The sequence below is a fragment of the Propionivibrio soli genome (assembly GCF_025770765.1).
Taxonomy (GTDB): Bacteria; Pseudomonadota; Gammaproteobacteria; order Burkholderiales; family Rhodocyclaceae; genus Propionivibrio; species Propionivibrio soli.
Genome location: NZ_JANZKY010000018.1, coordinates 27,662 through 49,675, shown reverse-complemented (window position 1 = coordinate 49,675; position 22,014 = coordinate 27,662). Strand labels below are relative to the sequence as shown.

General features: G+C 59.7%; 20 protein-coding genes and 4 tRNA genes. 8 read left to right on the top strand and 16 right to left on the bottom strand.

Annotated elements, in window-relative coordinates; all coding sequences use genetic code 11:
• Nucleotides 1-54: 54 nt before the first annotated feature.
• Together sctQ and NZ453_RS19285 are read right to left on the bottom strand one after the other, a co-directional pair.
• On the bottom strand, nt 55-1,134 hold the full coding sequence (gene sctQ, locus NZ453_RS19290) for a type III secretion system cytoplasmic ring protein SctQ (RefSeq protein WP_263772530.1): 1,080 nt from the start codon (nt 1,132-1,134) through the stop codon (nt 55-57).
• Between the two features lie 499 nt (nt 1,135-1,633).
• Complete coding sequence (locus NZ453_RS19285; RefSeq protein ID WP_263772529.1) at nt 1,634-2,674, bottom strand: LacI family DNA-binding transcriptional regulator; 1,041 nt, start codon at nt 2,672-2,674, stop codon at nt 1,634-1,636.
• A gap of 331 nt (nt 2,675-3,005) precedes the next feature.
• Between NZ453_RS19285 and NZ453_RS19280 the strand changes: the two genes are divergently transcribed.
• The 6 genes from NZ453_RS19280 (at nt 3,006) to NZ453_RS19255 (ending at nt 11,128) form a co-directional block, all read left to right on the top strand.
• On the top strand, nt 3,006-4,250 hold the full coding sequence (locus NZ453_RS19280; protein WP_263772527.1) for an ABC transporter substrate-binding protein: 1,245 nt from the start codon (nt 3,006-3,008) through the stop codon (nt 4,248-4,250).
• An 81-nt stretch (nt 4,251-4,331) separates the two neighbouring features.
• Nucleotides 4,332-5,204, top strand: coding sequence for a carbohydrate ABC transporter permease (locus NZ453_RS19275; protein WP_263772526.1), 873 nt, complete (start codon nt 4,332-4,334; stop codon nt 5,202-5,204).
• A gap of 16 nt (nt 5,205-5,220) precedes the next feature.
• On the top strand, nt 5,221-6,075 hold the full coding sequence (locus tag NZ453_RS19270) for a carbohydrate ABC transporter permease (RefSeq protein WP_263772525.1): 855 nt from the start codon (nt 5,221-5,223) through the stop codon (nt 6,073-6,075).
• A gap of 27 nt (nt 6,076-6,102) precedes the next feature.
• Nucleotides 6,103-7,191 (top strand): ABC transporter ATP-binding protein, encoded by a 1,089-nt coding sequence (locus tag NZ453_RS19265; RefSeq protein ID WP_263772524.1) that lies wholly within the window; start codon nt 6,103-6,105, stop codon nt 7,189-7,191.
• Nucleotides 7,192-7,219: 28 nt separating this feature from the next.
• On the top strand, nt 7,220-9,721 hold the full coding sequence (locus tag NZ453_RS19260) for a beta-mannosidase (RefSeq protein WP_263772522.1): 2,502 nt from the start codon (nt 7,220-7,222) through the stop codon (nt 9,719-9,721).
• A 63-nt stretch (nt 9,722-9,784) separates the two neighbouring features.
• The gene (locus NZ453_RS19255; RefSeq protein WP_263772521.1) at nt 9,785-11,128 is read left to right on the top strand and encodes a GH1 family beta-glucosidase; all 1,344 of its coding nucleotides are present in this window, start codon (nt 9,785-9,787) and stop codon (nt 11,126-11,128) included.
• Nucleotides 11,129-11,156: 28 nt separating this feature from the next.
• Here the strand turns inward: NZ453_RS19255 and NZ453_RS19250 are convergent, their stop codons facing one another.
• From NZ453_RS19250 to uvrC, 8 genes are all read right to left on the bottom strand, one after another.
• Nucleotides 11,157-12,044 carry a DMT family transporter gene (locus NZ453_RS19250; protein ID WP_263772519.1) on the bottom strand — a complete coding sequence of 296 codons (888 nt, stop codon included), beginning with the start codon at nt 12,042-12,044 and terminating at the stop codon, nt 11,157-11,159.
• 145 nt (nt 12,045-12,189) lie between these two features.
• Nucleotides 12,190-12,621: a DUF1178 family protein gene (locus tag NZ453_RS19245; RefSeq protein ID WP_263772518.1), complete on the bottom strand. Its 432-nt coding sequence runs from the start codon at nt 12,619-12,621 to the stop codon at nt 12,190-12,192.
• Nucleotides 12,622-12,634: 13 nt separating this feature from the next.
• A tRNA-Leu gene (locus tag NZ453_RS19240) sits at nt 12,635-12,721 on the bottom strand.
• A gap of 71 nt (nt 12,722-12,792) precedes the next feature.
• Nucleotides 12,793-12,868: transfer RNA gene (locus NZ453_RS19235), tRNA-Gly, on the bottom strand.
• Nucleotides 12,869-12,879: 11 nt separating this feature from the next.
• Nucleotides 12,880-12,953 (bottom strand) — tRNA-Cys (locus NZ453_RS19230).
• Nucleotides 12,954-13,015: 62 nt separating this feature from the next.
• Nucleotides 13,016-13,091, bottom strand: a tRNA-Gly gene (locus NZ453_RS19225).
• 81 nt (nt 13,092-13,172) lie between these two features.
• Nucleotides 13,173-13,751, bottom strand: a complete 579-nt coding sequence (pgsA, locus tag NZ453_RS19220; RefSeq protein ID WP_263772517.1) for a CDP-diacylglycerol--glycerol-3-phosphate 3-phosphatidyltransferase — start codon at nt 13,749-13,751, stop codon at nt 13,173-13,175.
• Nucleotides 13,751-15,634: an excinuclease ABC subunit UvrC gene (gene uvrC / locus NZ453_RS19215; protein WP_263772516.1), complete on the bottom strand. Its 1,884-nt coding sequence runs from the start codon at nt 15,632-15,634 to the stop codon at nt 13,751-13,753. Before uvrC ends, pgsA begins: the two co-directional genes overlap by 1 nt.
• An 81-nt stretch (nt 15,635-15,715) precedes the next feature.
• Between uvrC and earP the strand changes: the two genes are divergently transcribed.
• Together earP and efp are read left to right on the top strand one after the other, a co-directional pair.
• Complete coding sequence (earP, locus tag NZ453_RS19210) at nt 15,716-16,876, top strand: elongation factor P maturation arginine rhamnosyltransferase EarP (RefSeq protein WP_263772515.1); 1,161 nt, start codon at nt 15,716-15,718, stop codon at nt 16,874-16,876.
• 43 nt (nt 16,877-16,919) lie between these two features.
• Nucleotides 16,920-17,477, top strand: a complete 558-nt coding sequence (gene efp, locus NZ453_RS19205) for an elongation factor P (RefSeq protein WP_263772514.1) — start codon at nt 16,920-16,922, stop codon at nt 17,475-17,477.
• 98 nt (nt 17,478-17,575) lie between these two features.
• On the opposite strand, the gene nagZ is transcribed toward efp, so the two are convergent.
• Genes nagZ through rnc form a run of 6 tightly spaced genes read right to left on the bottom strand, consistent with a single transcriptional unit; the run spans nt 17,576 to nt 22,010 of the window.
• Complete coding sequence (gene nagZ / locus NZ453_RS19200) at nt 17,576-18,589, bottom strand: beta-N-acetylhexosaminidase (protein ID WP_263772513.1); 1,014 nt, start codon at nt 18,587-18,589, stop codon at nt 17,576-17,578.
• The gene (acpS, locus tag NZ453_RS19195) at nt 18,586-18,963 is read right to left on the bottom strand and encodes a holo-ACP synthase (RefSeq protein WP_263772512.1); all 378 of its coding nucleotides are present in this window, start codon (nt 18,961-18,963) and stop codon (nt 18,586-18,588) included. The genes nagZ and acpS overlap by 4 nt, the downstream gene beginning before the upstream one ends.
• The gene (locus tag NZ453_RS19190; RefSeq protein ID WP_263772510.1) at nt 18,960-19,727 is read right to left on the bottom strand and encodes a pyridoxine 5'-phosphate synthase; all 768 of its coding nucleotides are present in this window, start codon (nt 19,725-19,727) and stop codon (nt 18,960-18,962) included. Before NZ453_RS19190 ends, acpS begins: the two co-directional genes overlap by 4 nt.
• Nucleotides 19,724-20,437, bottom strand: a complete 714-nt coding sequence (recO, locus tag NZ453_RS19185) for a DNA repair protein RecO (RefSeq protein WP_263772508.1) — start codon at nt 20,435-20,437, stop codon at nt 19,724-19,726. Before recO ends, NZ453_RS19190 begins: the two co-directional genes overlap by 4 nt.
• Nucleotides 20,438-20,460: 23 nt before the next feature.
• On the bottom strand, nt 20,461-21,345 hold the full coding sequence (gene era, locus NZ453_RS19180; RefSeq protein ID WP_263772507.1) for a GTPase Era: 885 nt from the start codon (nt 21,343-21,345) through the stop codon (nt 20,461-20,463).
• On the bottom strand, nt 21,342-22,010 hold the full coding sequence (gene rnc / locus NZ453_RS19175; RefSeq protein ID WP_263772506.1) for a ribonuclease III: 669 nt from the start codon (nt 22,008-22,010) through the stop codon (nt 21,342-21,344). The genes era and rnc overlap by 4 nt, the downstream gene beginning before the upstream one ends.
• Between the last annotated feature and the right edge of the window lie 4 nt (nt 22,011-22,014).

The following is a 22,014-nucleotide window of genomic DNA, read 5'->3' as shown; positions in this document are numbered from 1 at the left end:
CACGGTCTCAGCGCGTTCCCGGTACGGGCACCGGGTCGGAAGATTTACCCGGTGCTACAGGGCATTGAGTGCGAACTCCGACACTCTGAGTCCCAATCGATCGCCAACCGCCACGAGGTGGCCGCGGCCCAATACGTTCCCGTGCGCAAGAATGCGCACCGAACTCCGATTCAACGGCTGGCCCAGATCGAACACATGTCCCGGCCGCAATGCCTTCAGCTCTCCCAATGACAGAGAAATCTCACCGAGGTCGAATTGCAGCGTCACTTCGAGCGCATCGAGCCGGTCAAGGGGCAGGTTCGCGGCGTCCGCTGGTGTTTCGGAAGCGTCACGCGTGTTTGCGTTCATGGTTTCGTCTCTCATCGATTGAAGCGTGATTCGCGAACCTTCTGCCAGACCATGCAGCACGTAGCCTCCGGAGCCACCGATCGGTGCGTGGACACGCACGGCGCTTCCTGCGGCACTCCACTCCTCGATGCTCACAATGTCGCCACGCGCAATGCCTCGTACTTCGCGCAGACTGAGGCGAGTGGCGCCTATACGGAAACGGAGCGGGACACGCAGAAAATCGAAGGCCGCTGTCGTGGCCACGGCAGACATACCGCGCGGCACGAGGGCATCCAGCGCATCTTCGTCGTCGAAAGAAATGCTTCCGTGCAATAACGGGGAATCGCCGGGGACACGCATCGTGAAGAAAGCTTCGTTTCCGCGAACGTCCGGCTTTTCGTGAGCAGCCTCGTCATCATCGTCCGGCGCGGCCCACTCAATCTCGGTTTGCAAATTGCGCTCAAGGAGGGTTACCACCGGCTCCAAAGCATCGGCCAGAAGGATGTAGCGCAACTCAAGAGGAAGCAAATCGACGCGGCGCTCACGCAGCAATGTCGCCTGCGTCAACGTATCGAGTCTCAGCCGACCCGTATGAGAACCGATCCGGAATCGGTAAGACGCCGATGCATCCAGCATCTCATCTGTTTCCGGCATATACGAAAAGACGATATCGCCGGAGACGTTCGGCAAGTCCACATGAAACGAGCGCGCCCCGCCATAAAGCCGATTGAATGCCCGACACACAAGTGGGCTTATCCGCGGCAGCGCGGGCGAGTTTCCCAGATCGGTAACGTCAACGGACAGCATCGCGGTCTGAACCTCGCTTTCTCCGTTCTTGAGATGCGCACAAGTGGGACTTGAGGCATCTAATCGATGGGATGGTTCCGGCCGTTTACGGCCGGCGCTCGTATCAGGTCGTCAGGCTCGCCTCTTTCGCGAACCGCAGGCATAACAGCCCAACTTCCTCCTAACACCACGCGGAGTTCGGAGGAACGGAACGCGCTCTTGCGTTCCGTGTGACAGGAATATAGCTAAAGGAAACTAGGGAATCCAATCATCAATTGTGATGTCTTCGATTAGATTCCGTACGCCCATACCGGACGGCATAAAATGACGCTAGGCTAGGACAAAGAAGGGAAAATTTAGTTCCGGAGCAGCGCTAAAGTTTTCTCCGCGCACAACCTCGATTATGCTTATTGGGTACACACCACACCATCGGCATGCGCATTACGGTTCCCGCGAAATGACACCGGGAACAACAGTCACGGGCGAGGCAAGATGGGATAATGCCCCCGTACCGGCTCGCTTATCGCTGAATGAACTCCGTCTCGAACACGCGTTGCAACTGTGTTACCGGCGCGCCTTCGATACTGCGCACGATGAACTCCGACATCGTGGCCGCAACTTTGTAGATATCGAGGTAACACGTCGAGAGCGGCGGGTTGAGGTAATTGCTGAACTGCGAATAATCGCGCGACACGACATCGCAATCACGCCCGACGAGACGCCCCGAATCGCGAAGCCCGGCAAGGATGCCGAGCGTGGAGGAATCGTTGGTCGATACGAAACCGGTTGGCGGTTCGGCAAGCTGCATCATCTGGCGGACGACCTCGCGGTTGCGTCGTGCGCTCACGCCTTCGTCACTGAATAACGCCGCATCGACGTCGAGGCCGCCCTGCTCCATCGCGCGCAAATACCCGCGCCGACGCTGGAGTGCGTAGGTGAAAATCAACGGGGGCCCGATCAAGGCAATCCGCTTGTGCCCTTGACGGATCAAATGCGAGGTCGCATCGAAAGCCGCTTTCTCATTATCGGCGTCGACATAGGGATGTTCGGTTAACAGTTCAGTACGCCCGAACGTCACAAAAGGCACGTTCATCTGAAGGAGATAGCGCACGCGCGCATCCAGCGGGCGGGTGTTGTCGAGCAACACGCCGTCGACCAGCCGGCCCTCCACTGCCCGCTTGAGCGGCGCCGCCTCTTCGTCGTTTGGGTCCCACGCCATCAGCTGCAGTTGGTACGACGTTCCCGCGAGATTCTCCGTGATCGCGCTCACTTGCGCGGCGACCGATCCGTCTGGGACGTCCTGCTGCGGGTGGATCGCCTTGATGTAGAGCAGGTTGAACGTACGTCCCGTGCGCAGCTTCACGCCGCCGAGATCCGGAACGTAGCCCACTTCCTGTGCCGCCTTCTTGACGAGTTCTCTGGTTTCGCGGCCGATGTCGGGACTCGATTTCAACGCCCGCGACACCGTCGAAACCGAAACCCCGAGATGGGCGGCGATGCTTTTCAACGTCGCTTTCTTCGGTACCGCGGCGAGTGCCTCACTCGTTTCACGGTTCTTCATTGCTTCGGCTCCCACTGTATTCTTGTTCTAAAACTACAACGTTTGCGCTTGTGCGTAAAGAAGGAATCTTGCTTCGCAGATCATTCTGCTTGCGATGACCCCTAGCACGCGCATCACCACGTCATGTTCATATCCATATGAATGTAATGGATATTTTATTGTGTTTAACGGTTTACCGCGCATCAGACAAGTATCATCCGCTCCGGAGAAAAATCTGTTGACATCGTGACGGAGCCGTAAGATAGTATTTTTACTACAACGTTTGCGTAACATTGTGTAAGCGTTTGTATCCCCTTTTCAGCGGTCCCGATACTTTAACGTAGGAGACGATATGAAATACCCGGCGCGTTTTCTAACCGGCCTTTGTGTCATTTCGGTGTCTCTGGCGGCTTCGGCCGCGCCGAAGGAAATGACGGCCGACGTGGTTCATTGGTGGACGTCAGGCAGCGAGGCCAAGTCGATCAGCGTAATCGCCAAGGCCTTTGAGGCGAGGGGCGGTGGCTGGAAGGACAGCGCCGTGGTCGGGGGATCGGCAGCGCGCGCATCCGCCGTCAACCGCATCATGGGCGGTGACGCACCGGCGGCGATCCAATGGAATCTTGGCGTGGACCTGCTCAATCTGGCGGACCAAGGCATGCTAGCGTCGATGGACACGGTCGCCCGCGACGGCAAGTGGTCCGCGGTATTGCCCAAGCTCATTACCGACAAGCTCTCGTCGGAAGGCCACATCATCGCCGCACCGATCACGGTGCACGCGGACAACTGGATGTTCTACAACACCAAGGTCTTCCAGCAGCTCGGGCTGACGCCGCCGAAAACGTGGGAAGGTTTCCTTGCTGATGCGCCGAAGATCAAGGCGGCCGGCATCACCCCGATCGCGCTCGGCGGTCAACCGTGGCAGGAGCGGGTGTTCTTCAACAGCGTGCTCGTCGGCGTCGCCGGCAAGGACGCCTACCGGAAACTCTTCGTCGAGAAGAACGCCGAATACGCGAAGAGCGAGCCCGTCGTGAAAGCGTTGAAGACGTTCAAGGACCTCAAGGCGTTCGTCGACGAAGGCAGCCCGGGACGCAACTGGAACGATGCCACGAACATGGTCATCACCGGCAAGGCCGCCGTGCAGTTCATGGGCGACTGGGCCAAAGGCGAGTTCGTCGCTGCGGGCATGACGGCCGGCAAGGAATACGGCTGCGCGATGGCGCCCGGAAATCAGGACGCCTACATCCTCGTCGTCGACACCTTCGCCTTCCCGAAGAATGGCGGCGACAAGCCGACCAAGGCACAGGTCGAACTGGCGAACACGATCATGGACCCGCAGGTGCAACTGGCCCTGGCCAAGGTCAAGGGGTCGATTCCCGCGCGCACCGACGTCGATCTCTCCAGCATGGATCAATGCGCACAACTCGGCCGTACCGTGCTGAGCAAGCCCGAGAACCAGTTGCCCAACTTCGCGATGGCGCTGTCGGGCGACATGATGGGCGCGGTGCATGACGCGCTCACCAAGTTCTGGAACGACAAGTCGATCGACGCCACGGCGGCGTCGAACCTGATCGCCAACGCCATCCGACAGTCGCGCTGACGCCGTTCCACCTTCACGTTCCACGCCGGAGTTCCGGCGTGGACGCGCAACCCGCAAGCCCGTTTCCACCGGGAGTTTCCCATGCTCTCCTTTCGCGCCAAGCTGCCTGCGCTGGTGACGATCACGCTGACGACGGTCGCGGCGATCGGCATCATGCTCGTTGCCATCTCATGGACTGGCGTCATCTCGTTTACCAAGACGCAGCTGATTCCGCGCTACGAGTTCGTCGGTTTCACGCAATACGTGCGCCTCTTCGACACCGAGCGCTTCCACGTTGCCTTCTCCAACCTGTTCATATATGGCGGCTGCTTCATCTCGATCACACTCGCCTTCGGTTTCCTTCTGGCGATCATGATCGACCAGCGAATTCGCGCGGAGTCGTTGTTCCGTACAATCTTCCTGTACCCGCTCTCAATGTCGTTCATCGTCACCGGCCTGGCGTGGCAGTGGTTCATGAACCCGACGCTGGGCCTGCAGAAATTCGTCCGCGATCTGGGCTTCGCCGATTTCTCGTTCGATTGGCTGATCAACCCCGATAAAGCCATCTACGCGATCGTCATTGCGGCCGTCTGGCAATCGTCGGGACTGGTGATGGCCATTCTCCTCGCCGGCCTGCGCGGAATCGACCGCGACATCTGGAAAGCGACGGCTATCGATGGCATTCCGGCCTGGCGGACCTACCTGTCGATCGTGCTGCCGATGTTACGGCCGATGGTCATGACCTGCGTCGTGCTGCTCGCGATGGCGGTCGTCAAGGCCTACGACCTCGTCGTCGCCCTTACCCGTGGCGGACCGGGCAATGCGTCCGACCTGCCGGCGAAGTTCGTCATCGACCTGACCTTCGAGCGCGCCAACATCGGCATGGCAAGTGCGGCGGCCGTCATGCTGCTGATGACGACGATTGCCGTCGTTGCGCCTTACGTCGCCTACAGCTTCCACAAATTGCGCCGCTGACGGGAGCCACGAAATCATGAACAGCAAGATCATCGGCCGCATCGGCATCTACGCCTTCCTCGCGGTAAGTACCGCGTTCTTCCTCATCCCGGTGTACATCATGGTCACCACCTCGCTGAAAGGAATGCCGGAGATTCGCGAAGGCAACATTTTCGCCCTGCCCCTCGATCCGAATTTCAGCGCCTGGTTCAAGGCGTGGTCGAGCGCGTGCATCGGCATGGCGTGCGACGGCATCCGCGGTGGATTCGGCAATTCGCTGAAGATCATGGTGCCGAGCGTCATCCTCTCGGTCGCCCTGAGTTCGCTCAACGGCTACGCGCTCGCACTGTGGAACGTGCGCCGCGCCGAACTGATGCTCGGTCTGCTGATGGCCGGCGCCTTCATTCCGTATCAGGTTCTGCTTTATCCGCTCGTCATCATGACACGCACGCTCGGCATCTACGGCACGCTGCCGGGAATCATCGCCATCCACGTCTTGTTCGGGCTGCCGGTGTTGACGCTGATCTTCCGCAATTTCTACGCCTCCCTGCCCACCGAGATCATGAAGGCGGCGCGCGTGGATGGCGCCGGGTTCATGCAGATCTATTGGCGCATCATGCTGCCGATGTCGCCGTCGATCCTCGTCGTGGCGGTGATCCTGCAGGTCACCGGCATCTGGAACGATTACCTCCTCGGGCTGATCTTCGCCGGCCGCGACAACCTGCCGATGACCGCCCAGCTGAACAACTTGGTGAATTCGACCTTCGGCGAGAAGGAATACAACGTGAACATGGCCGCCACCATTCTCACCGCCGCCACGCCGCTGCTCGTCTACCTGGCTTCCGGACGCTATTTCGTGCGCGGAATCACATCGGGTGCCGTGAAGGGTTGAACCGGTATTGCATAAGGGAAACAACACATGTCCGAGTTAAACATCGTCAATTTGAGCAAGCGGTTTGATAACACCGCGGTCTTCGAGAACATCAACCTGTCGGTGCGCGAAAAAGAGTTTCTCGTCTTACTCGGCCCATCGGGTTGCGGCAAGTCCACCCTGCTCAACATCATTGCCGGGTTGGAATCGCCGACATCGGGTCGGATCGAGATCGACGGCAAGGACGTGATCGGGCTGGAACCGAAGGATCGGGGCCTGTCGATGGTTTTCCAGTCGTACGCGCTGTATCCGACGATGACCGTACGCGGCAACATGAGCTTCGGCCTCCAGGTCGCCGGCCTCAAGCGCAGCGAGATCGAACGCAAGGTCGAAAAAGCGGCAACGATGCTGCACCTGACTGAACTTCTCGACCGCAAACCATCGCAGCTTTCGGGCGGGCAACGTCAGCGCGCCGCCATCGGCCGCGCCCTCGTACGCGACGTGAGTCTCTTCCTCTTCGACGAACCGCTGTCGAACCTCGACGCCAAGCTGCGTTCGCAGATGCGCGGTGAAATCCGCCGACTGCATGACACCCTCGGCGTAACGAGCATCTACGTGACGCATGACCAGGTCGAGGCCATGACGATGGCTTCGTCGATCGTCGTTCTCAAAGGCGGCGTGATTCAGCAGCACGCCGAGCCCCAGACGCTCTACGACGAGCCGGAGAACCTGTTCGTGGCCGGGTTCATCGGTGCCAGCCCGATGAACATTCTCAAGGGCCGCATCGCCATCGAAGCCGGACGACCGGTCGCCGCATGCACGGGATTCCAGGTCGATCTGTCGCGCTATCGCTTCAAGGCGCCGCCGGTCGCTGGCCAGGAGATCGCACTTGGCGTACGACCCGAGAACGTCTGTTTCGGCGAAGCAGGTGGCACGAGCAACACCGGAGTAATGGCGCGCATCGATTACGTCGAGCCTCTCGGTGCCGATACTTTGGTGTGGACAAAGGTCGGCGACGAAGCCATGTCCCTGCGCGTCGATCCCCGCGAAGCGCGCCTTGACCGGCAAACCGTGCCCTTGCATTTCGATCTCGACCGCCTCTCGGTGTTCTCACGCGAAACCGAGCGGCGGCTGTAGAGCCGGGAGAACTATGAGGAACGACAGCATGCCCCGTTTGCGCCTGCCTCTTCATGACAATTGGGAAGTTTCCTTTCCCCGGGACGGCGCCTGGTACCCGGCTCGTGTCCCCGGATGCGTCCACACCGACCTGTACCGCAACGGCCTCATCCCCGATCCGTTTTACGGAACCAACGAAAACGATCTGCAATGGATCGAGCGCGAAGACTGGTCGTATCGCTGCGTGCTGAAGGTGGACGAGCAGATGCTCCAGCAGGAGCAGGTGGAATTGGTGGCCGACGGGCTCGACACCCTCGCCAGCATCCGCCTCAACGGCACGGTGGTCGGAACGACCGAAAACATGTTCTGCACGTACCGTTTTCCAATCCGCGACCTGCTCCGGCCCGGCGAGAACCGACTGGAGATCGACTTCCGCAATACGCTCGACTACATCGCCGAGCACGAAGCGTGGCAACCCTACCGCGAGCGCAACGACCCGGTCGGCGGCCGGTCGAGAATCCGCAAGGCGCAGTACCAATACAGCTGGGATTGGGGCCCGCGCTTCGTTACTTGCGGCATCTGGCGCTCGCTGCGCATCGAGGCTTGGTCGGGAGCACGCCTCGACGGCGTTCGCGTGGGTCAATTCCACCGCCCCACGGGCGAGGTCGAATTGACGTTCACGCCGGAGATCGTCGGCGATGCCAAGGGTTGCGTCCTCGAAGCCGAACTTGAGATCGACGGCCGACGGGTCGCTTCCTTCACGGACGGCCTGGCCGTCGTCAGTACGCCCCGGCTGTGGTGGCCCAACGGCCAGGGCGAGCAGCCGCTCTACACGCTTCGCGCTGTCCTGCGCGACCGCAGCGGCCAGGAAATCGACCGGTGCGAAAAGGCAATCGGCCTGCGCACGGTCGATCTCGTGCGCGAAAACGACGCCGACGGGGAGACGTTCTACTTCCGGGTGAATGGCCGCCCCATCTTTGCCAAAGGCGCGAACTGGATTCCCGACCATGCCTTCATTACCGAATGCGACCGCGCGCGCTATCGGGAAAGGCTCACGGCCGCCGTCGACGCCAACATGAACATGCTGCGCGTCTGGGGCGGCGGCGTTTATGAGGACGACGCGTTCTACGAGTTGTGCGACGAGCTGGGCATCCTCGTCTGGCAGGACTTCATGTTCGCCTGCAGCCTGTACCCGGGCGACGCAGAGTATGTCGCACTCGTCGATGCCGAGGCATCCGATCAGATCCGGCGCCTACGGCACCATGCCTGTCTCGCACTCTGGTGCGGAAACAACGAAAACGAAATGATCGGCTACTACGCCGATCGCATGCGCGAAAAGCCGTCCATAGCGGCCGACAACGAGCGGCTGTTCCACCGCCTGCTGCCCCAGCGCGTGCAGGAACTCGACGGGGTTACGCCCTACTGGCCGAGTTCTCCCTGGACACCCGGCGCTTATCTCGCCGACGCCAACGACGGCCGCGCCGGGGACGTCCACTACTGGAAGGTCTGGCACGAGCGCGCCCCGGTCAAGAGCTACGAGGCCCTCGATGTCCGTTTCTGCTCCGAGTTCGGCATGCAGAGCTACGCGTCGCCGGAACTCGCCGCCACCTTTTGCCCGCACGAGGCGCTGAACGTCTTCGCGCCGGTGATGGAAAACCACCAGAAGAACGGCGGCGGCAACGCGACGATGCTGCATTACATCAACCAACGTTTCCGCCATGCTTACTCATACCGTGCCCTCGCCTACCTGTCGCAACTGAATCAGGCGTGGTGCATGAAGATCGGGATCGAGCACTTCCGCCATCGCATGCCACGTACGATGGGCTGCCTCTATTGGCAGATCAACGACTGCTGGCCCGTCGCCTCCTGGAGTTCGATCGAGTATGGCGGGCGGTGGAAGGCGCTGCATTTCGAGGCGCGGCGCGCCTATGCGCCAAGCCTCGTTTACTTGCGCACCGAAGGCGACTTGACGATCGGCCCGTACAACACGGTCCACAACACGATCGACCGTTACGCGCTGTTCACGATCCACGACGCTCCCACGTCGCGCAGGGCCCGGCTGCGCTGGCAACTGCGCGATGTCGCCGGGCGGACGCTCGCGGCCGAGGAGACGCGCGATGTCGTTCTCGAACCGGGGCAGGTCGTCCATCATGCCGACGTCGTTCTCGACCCGGCCCTGGACGTGCGCAACGAAAACGCCGTGCTCGCCACTCGCCTCGAAGACGCCGCGACCGGCGAGGTGCTATCGCGGCAGACCGCACTATTCACCGTCCCCCGCTTCATCGAGCTTTCCGATCCGCGCATACGCACGCACTGGCGGTCCGACGCGCCGGGCAAAGCGACCCTGACGGTGGGAGCCGAAAGCCTCGCCCTTGCCGTACAGGTTTCGTTCGCATCGCCCGAGGTGCGGCCGGATGACAACCTCTTCGACCTGTTCCCCGGCGAACCGCGACAAATCACGATCACGTATCCGCCCGATGCCCAGCCATCGCCGTTCGAATCGATACGCATCTTTTCGCTGTGGCACAGCTATCAGGCGCCCCCCGATTAGCCGCTGCACGGCTGCTAGCCCGCCCCTCGCCCCCCTCGTCACCTTTTCGGAAGGATTCCACCCATGTCGTCGCCGTTTCCCAAAGACTTCCTGTTCGGTTCCGCCACCTCGTCCTATCAGATCGAAGGCGCGGCGTCCGAGGACGGGCGCAAGCCCAGCATGTGGGACCATTTTTCCCATCACAGCGGCCGAATCGCTGACAAGAGCACCGGCGACGTGGCGTGCGACCACTACCACCGCGTCGAGGAAGACATTGCGCTCATGCAGTCGCTCAACCTGAACGCCTATCGCTTCTCCATCGCCTGGCCGCGCGTCGTTCCGGACGGGGTTGGCGCCGTGAACGAGAAAGGGCTCGACTTCTACGACCGGCTGGTCGACAAGCTGCTCGCCGCCGGCATTGCGCCTTTCGTCACGCTCTATCACTGGGATCTGCCGCTTTCGCTCGCTGAACGGGGCGGCTGGATGAACCGCGACACGAGCGCCGCCTTCGCCGCCTACGCCGAGGTAGTTGTCAAGCGATTGGGCGACCGCGTGCATACCTACGCGACACTCAACGAGCCGCGCTGCTCGGCCATCGTCGGCCACCTCGAAGGTCGCCACGCCCCCGGCGAACAAGACATCCGCAAGGCGCTCGCCGCCGCGCATCACCTACTGCTCGCGCACGGCCTCGCCATGCCGGCCCTGCGTGCCCATACGCACACTGCAAAGCTCGGCATCGTCCTCGACGTGAAACCCTACTACGCCGCCGATGCGCGCCCCGAATCGGAAGCCGCGGCCCACCACGCCTACGGCATCTTCAACCGCTGGTTCGCCGATCCCCTTTTCCTTGGGCATTACCCGCAAGATATCTGGGATGGTTACGGCGAAGCTGCGCCAGCCACGCTCGTACAGCCGGGCGACATGGAGATCATTCGCCAGCCCATCGACGCGCTTGGCCTCAACTATTACACGCGGGGTCACGTGACCCACGACGGCAGCCTGCCGTATCCGCATGCGGCGCAAGTCCAACCCGCAGATGCCGCGTACACCGCCATGGAATGGGAAGTATTCCCCGACGGTCTCTACGACATCATCATGCGGATCCACCAGGACTACGCACCGCCGGCGATGTACGTCGCCGAGAACGGCGCCGCTTTCCACGACGAAGTGAGCAACGGCGAAATACGCGACGAGGGCCGGCAATCGTATTTAGAGGGCCATCTGGCGGCGGTCGCCCGCGCGCGCGCGCAAGGAACTCCACTCATCGGCTATCTCGTCTGGTCGCTGCTCGACAACTTCGAGTGGGGCTGGGGATACTCACGCCGCTTCGGCATCATCCACATCGATTACGAAACGCAACAGCGGACGATCAAGCAAAGCGGTTTGTGGTACCGAGACTACATCGAGCGCTGCCGACGGGTAGCTTAGGGAGGACGGGGCCCACAGAGCCTTGTCGTCACCGCGGCTCAGACGACCGACGCGAAGCCGCAACAAGCAGGCCGCCGGCAACGACGACGGCCATGCCGAGAATAGTGATCGGCTTGGGGAAATCGCCGAAAAACAGCGATCCAAGGACCGTTACCCAGACGAGCTGGATGTAGGCGAACGGCGCCAGCAACGATGCAGGTGCGAGCTCAAGCGCCTTGATTGTCGAGAAGTGGCCGACGCCTGATGAAAGACCGATCGCCACGAAGAAAAGGAATCCTTCGAGCGTCGGCGGTTTCCACTGGAGAGGTAATGCCAAAGTCATAGACACGGTACCCACCAGCATGGCACAAAACAGAAGGTTGACGGAGCTCTCTTTGGGAGCGATTAAACGCGTGAGCATTTGATAGGACGAGAAGCTCAATGCCAGCCCGAGGGGCAGGATGGCCGCCGCCGTCAACATGCCTCCGCCCGGCCTAACGATGATCAACACGCCGGAGAAACCGACCAGAACCGCGCACCAGCCAACCGCGCCGACCTTTTCGCCGAGAAAAATGACGGCAAGCACGGTGAGCAACACGGGGTGGATAAAACTGATCGCCTGCGCCTCGGCGAGAGGCATCAGGCGATACGCGAAGACGATGAACACCGTACCAGCAGTCAGCAGAATGCCGCGGGCAAGCTGCACCCCGGGATACGCTGTGCGGAACAGGCTGCGGCCACGTCGCGGTAGATAAATGCCGAGCAACACGAGCAAAGGCACGGCGTAGCGCACCCAGACGATCATCCCAACCGGGTAATTCCTCGCCTGGTACTTCGAAAGTGCGTCGACGACGGCATAGGCCACCGTGGCAAGCAGCGCCATCAGGATGCCTCGCCCCGCGTAAGGGTGCGCAGTAACGGTCTTCGATGTTTTCATTCTGCCGTTGAGTTACGAGAACGGCTCATTGCTGCCGCTGGCTCAGTCCCACCAAGTAAACTTCAAGTGAGCAATGATTGAGGCTCGTTCCGATAACCGGCTTTGCCATGATCGTTTCTGGAGAGCGCGGCACAGCCGCAGCCGCTCAGTTCAGGTTTTCCTTCTTGATCGTCGGCAACAACAGGATCTCGATGCCCTCTTCGCGCAACGCCTCGAACTCCTCGACGCTGGCTTCGCCGCGGATCGAGCGGGCCGGTGCTTCTAGATAGTGAATCTTGCGCGCTTCCTCGGCGAACTCGCGGCCGACGTCCTCGCTGTTGGCCACGATCGTCGACATCAGCCGGCGAAAGGCATCCAGCAGGCCCGTCTTAGGGTCCGCGGGTGTTGCTTGGGCAACCAGCGGCGTATTGGCGGGCTTTGCCAGATGAACAGCCGACGGCACACGACGAACCTCTGCCGAACCGCAGTGAGGACACGAGATCAAGCCATCCTCAAGTTGACTCTCAAAAGCCGCTTGGGAAGCAAACCAGCCTTCAAAGGTGTGGTCGTGGACGCAGGCGAGGTCGAATATGATCATGGAAAGATTGGGATGGTGCCCGGGACCGGGATCGAACCGGTACAGCCTTACGGCCGAGAGATTTTAAGTCTCTTGTGTCTACCAATTTCACCACCCGGGCTGAGGGGGGCGATTATACCTGTCCCGAAAAGGAAAAAAGGAAAGTGCTTCAAAGCACTTTCCTTTTTTGTCTGGAGCGGCAGAAGAGTCTCGAACTCTCGACCTATACCTTGGCAAGGTATCGCTCTACCAACTGAGCTACTGCCGCGTGATCAAATCTGGAGGCGCGAGCCGGAGTCGAACCGACCTACACGGATTTGCAATCCGGTGCATAACCGCTTTGCTATCGCGCCGCGCCTACCTCACGATAGGATTTTGAACCGCGGAAAAGCCATCTCTGGCTTATCTGGAAAACTGGAGCGGCAGAAGAGTCTCGAACTCTCGACCTATACCTTGGCAAGGTATCGCTCTACCAACTGAGCTACTGCCGCGTGAAGCGAGTGCGCATTATAAAGGCTTGACCGGGGCTGTCAACGTTTTCGCCCGGCTTTGTCGCTTGCTTTGACACCCGCTCAGTCGCTGTCAGCCTTGCCGGTCAGGTGCGGCCATGCCATGCGCAAGTAGTAACCCATGGACCACAACGTAAGCACAGCGGCTACATAAATCAGCCAAGTTCCCGCGAATTGTGTATCGAGTCCGGCGAGTGGCGCGTGGTAAAGCAAGAGCGGAATGGAAACCATTTGCGCTGTGGTCTTGATCTTGCCGACCATCGACACAGCAACGCTCTTGCGCGCTCCGATTTCGGCCATCCATTCGCGCAACGCCGAGATCGCGATTTCGCGCCCGATGATGATGACAGCAAGTATCGCGTCGAGCCTTTCGAGTTGCACGAGCATGATGAGCGCGGTGGCGACCATCAGTTTGTCTGCGACGGGATCGAGAAACGCGCCGAAGGCCGACGTCTCGTTCCAGCGCCGAGCCAGATAGCCGTCGAGCCAATCTGTCGCCGCGGCAACGATAAAAACAAGCGTCGCGAGCAGATCCCGGCCGACAAAGGCCGTCCACGAGTCGGGGACATAAAAAATACCCACCATCAGCGGAATCAGGACGATCCGCAGCCAGGTCAAGTACATCGGGATGTTGGAAGGCATCAGTGCAAAGCCGCGTATATCGTTTCCGCCAAATCCCGGCTGATTCCCGGAACGGCCGCCAGTTGATCAATCCCCGCATCGGCGATGCCCTGCAAACCGCCGAAGTGGGCAATCAACGCCTTGCGCCGCTTCGGTCCGATCCCGGCAATCTCGTCGAGCCGCGAAGTTCTTCTCGTTTTGCTGCGTTGCGCCCGATGCCCCGAAACGGCGAAGCGATGCGCTTCGTCGCGTATTTCCTGAATCAGGTGAAGCGCAGGGTGCTCCGCGGGTAATTGTACCGGTTCCCGATCATCGGGGAAAACGAGTGTTTCAAGACCGGGTTTGCGGCCCTCACCCTTCGCGACCCCGAGCATCGGAAGATGCGCGAGACCGAGTTCCTCCAGTGCGGCATGGGCCGATCCTACCTGTCCCTTGCCACCGTCGATGAGGATCAGCGAAGGCGCCGCTCGTTCGCCACTCGCCACCCTTTCGTAGCGCCGGTATACCGCTTGGCGGATGGCCGCGTAATCGTCCCCCGGTTCAATGTCAGTAATATTGAAGCGTCGGTAATCCGACTTGCGCATGCCGTTGCCGTGATACACGACGCACGAGGCGACGGGCGATTCGCCGCGCGTGTGGCTAATGTCGAAGCACTCGATGCGGATCCCCGCCGTTCCCTGATGGCCGTCCTCGCCTTCGCCATCCTCTTGTTCAGATGCTTCGGTTTCCTCAATGTCGAGGTGCAACACCTCTCGCAACGCGGCGAGCCGCGATTGCTGCGTGGAAAAGGCACTGCGGCGCGCAAGAATGGCCAGGTTTGCATTCTGTTCGGCCATTTCGACCCACACCTTCTGAATCGTTTGCCTGGGCTGAAGAACGGGAACCGGGCGCTTGGCAAGTTCCGAAAGAACGACCGCAATGCTTTTGTCGGCAAGCGATTGATTGACATAAACCCGGGCCGGGATCGGGTGCGCCATGTAATGCTGAACGAGGAATGCTGCGAGCACTTCTTCCGCCGAGCTCTCGGCCGCATTGCTTGGAAATTGTGGCTTGTCACCCAGATGCCTGCCACCGCGCACCATGGCGAGGTTCACGCACAAGAGGCCGTTCTCCGCTACCACTACCACGATATCGACGTCTTCCCCGCGCGTGCTCTCGACGAACTGCTTGTCTTGCACCTGACGCAGGGACTGGATCTGGTCACGGTAGATCGCGGCCTGCTCGAAGGCGAGGTCGGCCGACGCTTTGTCCATCGCATCGGACAGCCGTCCGATAACCTCCTGCTGCCGCCCCTGCAGAAACATGGCCGCCATTTGCACATCCTCGGCATACGCCTCTGGCGTCACGAGGTCGACGCACGGTCCGGAACAGCGCTTGATCTGGTAGAGCAGACAGGGTCGCGACCGGTTACTGAACACCGAGTTCTCGCAGGTTCGCAGGCGAAACATGCGCTGCAAGAGGTTGAGGCTGGCGCGAACCGCCGTCGACGACGGGAAAGGACCGAAATAGTCTGATTTCCGGTCGGTACTACCGCGATAGAAACCGAGTCGCGGATACGGTTCGCGCGTAATGACGATATAGGGATACGATTTGTCGTCGCGAAACAGGATGTTGTACCGCGGCGCGAGACCCTTGATCAGGTTATTCTCGAGCAGCAGAGCCTCGGCTTCTGACCGCGTGACGGTAGTTTCGACGCGCGCAATCTGCTGCACCATCAGCGCGATTCGCGGGCTCGGATGATTGTCGCGGAAGTACGAAGAAACGCGCTTCTTCAGATTCTTCGCTTTGCCGACGTAGAGGACGTTACCCTGCGCGTCGATCATCCGGTAGACGCCAGGCAGATCGGTCAAGGTGGCCAACAGAGCCTTGTGGTCGAACGGTTCGGAGGTTGGCTTTTCGTTCATGTGAACAGCGGTTAGCATGTCGCTCGATGTTATCACGCGCCCCGTAGCGGCTGGCGGGCGTAAAACCTTTACTCGTTCACGATGCGCTTCGTTGATAAACCGCTTCTTTGGGATGTTTTTTGCCAGGTAGTCGACAACTTCGGCGACATCGGGGTTTGCTGGCGGTTAGCGCGCCAACTCGTTGTCGAACACGGTTTCCAAACACGGCTATGGGTATCCGACCTCGAAGCGTTTCGCCGCATTGAGAGCGACGTCGACTCTAGGCTGGATGTACAAAGCATCGCGGGGGTTGAGATCCATCGTTGGGACGACGACTTCCCCACGGTTGTTCCCGGTAACTTCGTCGTAGAAGCGTTCGCCTGCTACCTTCCGGAGGTTTTCATCGAAGCGATGGCGCGCCAGCCCAAGCCGCCGGTGTGGATCAACCTGGACTACTTGAGCGCTGAGGATTGGGTAACCGGTTATCACACACTACCCTCACCTCATCCAAAACTACCGCTGACGAAATATTTCTTCTTTCCGGGATTCACCGCAGAAACCGGCGGCCTGCTTCGTGAACGGGAACTCGCGCCTGAACGCCAAGCGTTCCTAGCCTCGCAGGAGCAACAAGGCGCGTTCTGGCAAATGCTGCATCAAACGCCTCCAGCCCCAGGCGCGTTGCTCGTTTCGCTTTTCGCGTACGAAAACCCGGGGCTTCCTCCTCTGCTCAAGATTTGGGCAACGGGCGAAAAGCCCATTTGCTGCCTGACGCCGGTCACCCGAACCTTGCCAGCAATTGAGGGATTCGCCGGGCGTTCTCTTTCGGAAGGCGAGGCAGTGCGGAGTGAGAATCTTGAAATCCGCCTGATTCCTTTCCTGAGCCAACCCGGTTACGACCACCTCCTGTGGTTGTGCGATCTCAACTTTGTGCGTGGCGAAGATTCATTCATACGCGCTCAATGGGCTGCCAAACCGTTCATCTGGCACATCTATCCGCAGGAGGACGAAGCCCACCGCACGAAACTCGCCGCCTTTCTGAAGCATTACGCCGACGAGTTGCCAAGCACGGCTCGGCAAGCCTTGAACACCTTTCACGGCGCCTGGAACGACCCGGCTCGCGCAGGCGAAATAGCGGCCTCGTGGGCGATGCTGAGAGATGCTCTGCCGAAGCTTCGGGAACACGCAGGCAGATGGGAAAAAAAGCTATTAAAACAGCACGATTTGTGCAGTTCCCTCGTGCATTTTTGCAAAAGCAAGTTATAATGTGCGGCTATTTTCCCGTCACCACCGGAACAGATATACCGTTATGAAAACTGCTCAAGAACTCCGCGCCGGCAACGTATTCATGGTCGGCAACGACGCGATGGTCGTCCTCAAGGCCGAATACAGCAAGTCGGGCCGCAACGCCTCGGTCGTCAAGATGAAAATGAAGAACTTGCTGACCGGTGCGCCGAGCGAAACCGTTTATCGCGCTGACGACAAGTTCGATACCGTCCAGCTCGACCGCAAGGAAGTTACCTACTCGTACTTCGCAGACCCGATGTACGTCTTCATGGACTCCGAGTACAACCAGTACGAAATCGAAGCCGAGTTCATGGAAGATGCACTGAAGTATCTTCAAGACGGCATGGCGTGCGAAGTCGTCTTCTACGAAGGCAAGCCGATCTCGGTCGAACTGCCGACGATCCTAGTTCGTGAAGTGATTTACACCGAACCAGCCGTCAAGGGCGACACGTCGGGCAAGGTTATGAAGCCGGCCCGCCTGGCGACCGGTCACGAGCTGCCGGTTCCGGCTTTCGTCGAAATCGGCGACAAGATCGAAATCGATACGCGCACCGACGAATATCGCGCGCGCGTCAAGTAACGCGGCACGATCGAACAAAAAAGGCGGCAATTGCCGCCTTTTTCTTTTCTGGGATACCGCCCTTCCCTTCTACTTTCTACTATTTCTTAGCCCGCTCTTTAGCCAACCAACCGGTGCGCGAGTTCAACACCCGATGCGTAGAGCGCGTCACGTTTAAGAGAGGCATTCTTTGGAAAAAGTCCCATCAAACGGGCCGAACGGGAAGAATCGGCAGCCGGTTTCCATCGGCACAAAACCTCATCCACGGCATCCGGGGCGTTACACACGAGGAGCATGTCGCAACCAGCCTGCGATGCCGCTTCGACGCGTCCCACGATGTCGCCTGCGACGCTTGCCCCGTGCATCGATAAATCGTCACTGAACACGACGCCCGTGAATCCCAATTCATTACGCAGCTTTCCTATCCACACAGGCGAGAACCCGGCAGGGCGGGCATCAATGCGTGGATAAACCACGTGGGCCGGCATCACCGCGTCAAGCGGCAGGCCCCGATACGGCGTCATGTCGGGCGTCATTTCAAACAGTTCGCGATCGTCGACCGGCATCGCGACGTGTGAATCGGCTTCAGCCCATCCGTGTCCAGGAAAATGCTTACCGCACGCAGCCATCCCGGCACGCTTGAGCCCTTTGATCAGCGCACCGGCCAGTTCGGTAACGACGGCCGGGTCGCTGTGGAGAGAGCGATCTCCGATCACGCTGCTTCGGCCCCAATCGAGGTCCAAAACGGGTGTGAAGGAAAGATCGACACCGTTTTCACGTAGTTCGCTCGCCAAGACGAATCCGATTGCTTCCGCTGCCACCGTAGCTTCCGATGGCTTCTTTTCCCAAAGCTCGCCGAGCCGACGCATGGGCGGCAGTCGGGTGAAACCTTCCCGGCATCGCTGGACCCGGCCGCCCTCATGGTCGATAGCGACGATGAGCGCCGGCGATCGGAGTGCATGGACCTCGGCTGTAAGGCGGCACAATTGTTCGGGCGAAGCGTAGTTGCGAGCGAACAGGATGAGCCCACCGACCAAGGGGTGCTGCAACCGCTCACGATCAATCGGGCTCAACTCGATACCCGCGATGTCGATCATCAACGGGCCAAGGGGCAATTGAAACGTTTCGCTCATGGCGTCTCGAGAACCACGAAAGCGACGGCGTAATCTCTCTCGTCGCTGATGGAAAGGTGAGCGGACAGGTTCCGTTCTCGTACGGCAGCCGACAGCTCGGGCGCATAAGCCAACACGGGTTTCCCCAACGCGTCGTGCGTGACGGCGATATTGCTCAGTGTCACCGGCTTGGCGATCCCTGTTCCGAAGGCCTTGGCAAAGGCCTCCTTGGCCGCAAAACGTTTGGCAAGAAAGCGCGCTGGGTCGCTCGCGGCGGCAAACTCGCGTCGCTCGGTTGGTGCCAGCACCTTTTCCAAGGCGCGTTCTCCATGCCGCTCATACAGTTTCCCTAAGCGCGCTACAGCAACGATGTCCGTACCGATGCCTGCGATCATTTCGTCGGCGCGGACCTGTAGGTCTGCGCCTCGCGCATCAAGCGTTTCATCTCAGCAACCGCTTCGCGAAGTCCTACGAATACGGCCCGGCTGACAATGGCATGACCGATATGCAGTTCGCGGATGCCAGGCAGTTTTGCCACCGGCTGAACGTTGAAGTAATTCAGCGCATGCCCCGCATTGAAGCGCATCCCCAAGCGCCGGATGGCATCTCCCGCGACACGGACTTTTTCTAGCTCGGCAAGAACCGCCGGACTCTCCGCATCCCGCCCTTTGTTGTGGAAGGCGTGGGCGTACGGGCCGGTATGGATTTCACAAACGCGCGCACCAATCCGCGCTGCCGCTTCGACTTGCGCCAGTTCGGCGTCGATGAAGACGCTGCTAATGATGCCAGCATCTGACAGCCGGCTAATCGCTTTCCGGAGCTTCTCTTCCTGAGCGACGATATCCAGTCCACCTTCAGTCGTCACTTCATGGCGACCTTCGGGAACGAGCATGGCCATTTCGGGCTTGAGGCGGCATGCGATCTCGACCATCTCGTCCGTGGCCGCCATTTCGAGGTTCAGCTTCACCTGTGTCAGCGAGCGAAGCTTCTCGACGTCTGCATCCTGAATATGGCGACGATCCTCGCGCAAATGTACGGTGATTCCATCTGCGCCACCGAGATGAGCTTCGAGTGCGGCCCAAGCGGGTTCGGGCTCATAGGTCTGGCGCGCTTGGCGAATCGTCGCCACATGGTCGATATTTACACCCAGTTCGATCATAGCTCTTGCAACTCCATGAAGATTTTTCGGGTTTCCAATTCCTTACCACCCGTGTAGTGCGCGATCATGGCGCGCATCAACTGCTTGGCTTCAACCAGCGAGCGCGGGTCGGAAAAATCGTCCCGTTCCATATCAAGCAAGGTCTTGCCGCTGACGGAAAGCGCTGAACTCCCGGCCCGTGCAAGCCTCACTGGCCCGTTTTCGATCTCATACGCATAGTACCCGTCGGACGCGATCGGCGCACCCTCGGCATCGGTCGTCAGCGTAAGACCATAGCCGAGTTCCTGGAGAAACGCGCGTTCGAAGCGCCGAATATCCGCTTCACGCACAGCCTCGGCGAAACGTTTCAAGGTTCCGGCGTAAACGGAGAAAAGGCGCTCATGCGCATCCTCCCGCGGAAGCAGGTGCATCAACAACTCGTTGAGATAGTAACCGCAGAACAAGGCCGTTCCCGTCAGCAACGGCTGGCCGCCTTGCCATTCGGCCTTCATCAGGGTCTGCACTTCGCCTTTACCGGCCCAGCCCACTTCAAGTGGTTGAAAAGCCTGCAATAGCCCTCGCATGGCCGAACGCGGCCGACGCGCACCGCGCGCAAGAAGTGCGACACGGCCGAAGTCCCGAGAGAAGGCTTCGATAATGAGGCTGGTTTCTCGGAACGGATAAGTATGCAGCACAAAAGCCGGCTGCCCGTCGACCTTGGCTCTCGTCACATCAGCGCCCTGCCCCGTCTGCTCTACTCGTAGCCGAGACTCTTGAGAAGGCGCTCATCGTCGGCCCACCCGGATTTGACCTTGACGAACACTTCGAGAAACACTTTGCCATCGAACAAGCGTTCCATGTCCTGTCGCGCCTCGCTGGCAATTCGTTTCAGCATTTCCCCACCCTTGCCGATCACAATGCCCTTGTGCGGGGCTTTGTCGACAACGATGGTCGCACTGATCCGACGCAGGGCGCCTTCGACCTCAAACTTGTCGATCTGGACGGTTGCCGCGTATGGCAGTTCGTCTCCGATCAAACGGAATAGCTTCTCGCGAATATACTCGCCCGCCAGGAAACGCTCACTCTTGTCGGTGATCTCATCCTCACCGAAAAGTAGTTCCTCGTTTGGCAAATGCTTGCGAATTTCAGCAAGCAGGTCCTTAAGTTGCGCCCCCTTCGCCGCGCTGACCGGAACGATGGCAGCAAAGTCATGCTTCAAAGAGAGCTTCTGGAGTAGCGGCAGGAGTGCCGTCTTATCCTTGAAAAGATCAGTTTTATTCACGGCAAGAAGGACAGGACGGTCGCTCGGCAAGAGCTTTACGACGGCCTCATCGCGCTCGTCGAAACGCTCGCTGTCAATCATCATGACGATAACGTCTACATCGGCAAGCGCGCGGGTAACGCCGCGATTCATCGCCCGGTTCAGAGCGTTTTTGTGCTTGGTCTGAAATCCCGGCGTGTCGACAAAAACATATTGAGCATCCGGGTTCGTCAGGATACCCATGATCCGATGGCGCGTCGTCTGTGCCTTACGAGACACAATGCTGATCTTCTCGCCGATCAGTCGATTGATGAGCGTTGATTTACCGACGTTCGGGCGCCCAACGATGGCAATCGTCCCTGATCTCATTTCGCTCATGGTTCCTGCAACCTTTTCAACGCGCTTTCCGCCGCCATTTGCTCGGCCGCACGGCGGCTGCTGCCATATCCCTCTGTGCACACCCGAAGGCTTTCGATTTCACAGACGACGGTGAACTGCTGTGCATGTGCTTCGCCGGACGCACGGGCAAGCGCGTACTTTGGTAACGGAAGACGCCGCCCCTGCAAAAGTTCCTGCAAGCGCGTCTTGGCGTCCTTGATCGGCTGCCCTGGGACGATTGCGGTTAGCCACTCAGCATACAACCGTCCAATGACCTCACTCGCCGCTTCCAACCCTGAATCAAGCCAGACGGCTCCAAATACCGCCTCGAGAGCATCGGCAAGGATTGACGGTCGTTGCGCGCCGCCACTCTTCAGTTCCCCTTCGCCCAAACGGAGAGCATCTCCGAGCGACAAGGAAACGGCGAGGCGATGCAAGCTGTCCTGCCGGACGAGATTAGCACGTAGGCGGGACAGATCACCTTCCGGTAGGTCAGGGAAACGATCAAAAAGTTGCCGGGCAATCGTGGCGTTCAGAATTGAATCGCCAAGAAATTCCAGCCGTTCGTTGTGCGGCGAACTGTGGCTGCGATGCGTCAGTGCAATCTGCAGCAGCGAGCTATTGTTGAAACGGAAGCCTAACGCCTGCTCCAGCCGGGTTGCCATTCGC

Excerpts from the sequence above, each read along its gene's own strand:
- sctQ (WP_263772530.1), bottom strand. The coding sequence starts at position 1,134 with ATGCTGTCCGTTGACGTTACCGATCTGGGAAACTCGCCCGCGCTGCCG.
- NZ453_RS19285 (WP_263772529.1), bottom strand. The coding sequence starts at position 2,674 with ATGAAGAACCGTGAAACGAGTGAGGCACTCGCCGCGGTACCGAAGAAA.
- NZ453_RS19280 (WP_263772527.1), top strand. The coding sequence starts at position 3,006 with ATGAAATACCCGGCGCGTTTTCTAACCGGCCTTTGTGTCATTTCGGTG.
- NZ453_RS19275 (WP_263772526.1), top strand. The coding sequence starts at position 4,332 with ATGCTCTCCTTTCGCGCCAAGCTGCCTGCGCTGGTGACGATCACGCTG.
- NZ453_RS19270 (WP_263772525.1), top strand. The coding sequence starts at position 5,221 with ATGAACAGCAAGATCATCGGCCGCATCGGCATCTACGCCTTCCTCGCG.
- NZ453_RS19265 (WP_263772524.1), top strand. The coding sequence starts at position 6,103 with ATGTCCGAGTTAAACATCGTCAATTTGAGCAAGCGGTTTGATAACACC.
- NZ453_RS19260 (WP_263772522.1), top strand. The coding sequence starts at position 7,220 with ATGCCCCGTTTGCGCCTGCCTCTTCATGACAATTGGGAAGTTTCCTTT.
- NZ453_RS19255 (WP_263772521.1), top strand. The coding sequence starts at position 9,785 with ATGTCGTCGCCGTTTCCCAAAGACTTCCTGTTCGGTTCCGCCACCTCG.
- NZ453_RS19250 (WP_263772519.1), bottom strand. The coding sequence starts at position 12,044 with ATGAAAACATCGAAGACCGTTACTGCGCACCCTTACGCGGGGCGAGGC.
- NZ453_RS19245 (WP_263772518.1), bottom strand. The coding sequence starts at position 12,621 with ATGATCATATTCGACCTCGCCTGCGTCCACGACCACACCTTTGAAGGC.
- pgsA (WP_263772517.1), bottom strand. The coding sequence starts at position 13,751 with ATGCCTTCCAACATCCCGATGTACTTGACCTGGCTGCGGATCGTCCTG.
- uvrC (WP_263772516.1), bottom strand. The coding sequence starts at position 15,634 with ATGAACGAAAAGCCAACCTCCGAACCGTTCGACCACAAGGCTCTGTTG.
- earP (WP_263772515.1), top strand. The coding sequence starts at position 15,716 with ATGCGCTTCGTTGATAAACCGCTTCTTTGGGATGTTTTTTGCCAGGTA.
- efp (WP_263772514.1), top strand. The coding sequence starts at position 16,920 with ATGAAAACTGCTCAAGAACTCCGCGCCGGCAACGTATTCATGGTCGGC.
- nagZ (WP_263772513.1), bottom strand. The coding sequence starts at position 18,589 with ATGAGCGAAACGTTTCAATTGCCCCTTGGCCCGTTGATGATCGACATC.
- acpS (WP_263772512.1), bottom strand. The coding sequence starts at position 18,963 with ATGATCGCAGGCATCGGTACGGACATCGTTGCTGTAGCGCGCTTAGGG.
- NZ453_RS19190 (WP_263772510.1), bottom strand. The coding sequence starts at position 19,727 with ATGATCGAACTGGGTGTAAATATCGACCATGTGGCGACGATTCGCCAA.
- era (WP_263772507.1), bottom strand. The coding sequence starts at position 21,345 with ATGAGCGAAATGAGATCAGGGACGATTGCCATCGTTGGGCGCCCGAAC.
- rnc (WP_263772506.1), bottom strand. The coding sequence starts at position 22,010 with ATGGCAACCCGGCTGGAGCAGGCGTTAGGCTTCCGTTTCAACAATAGC.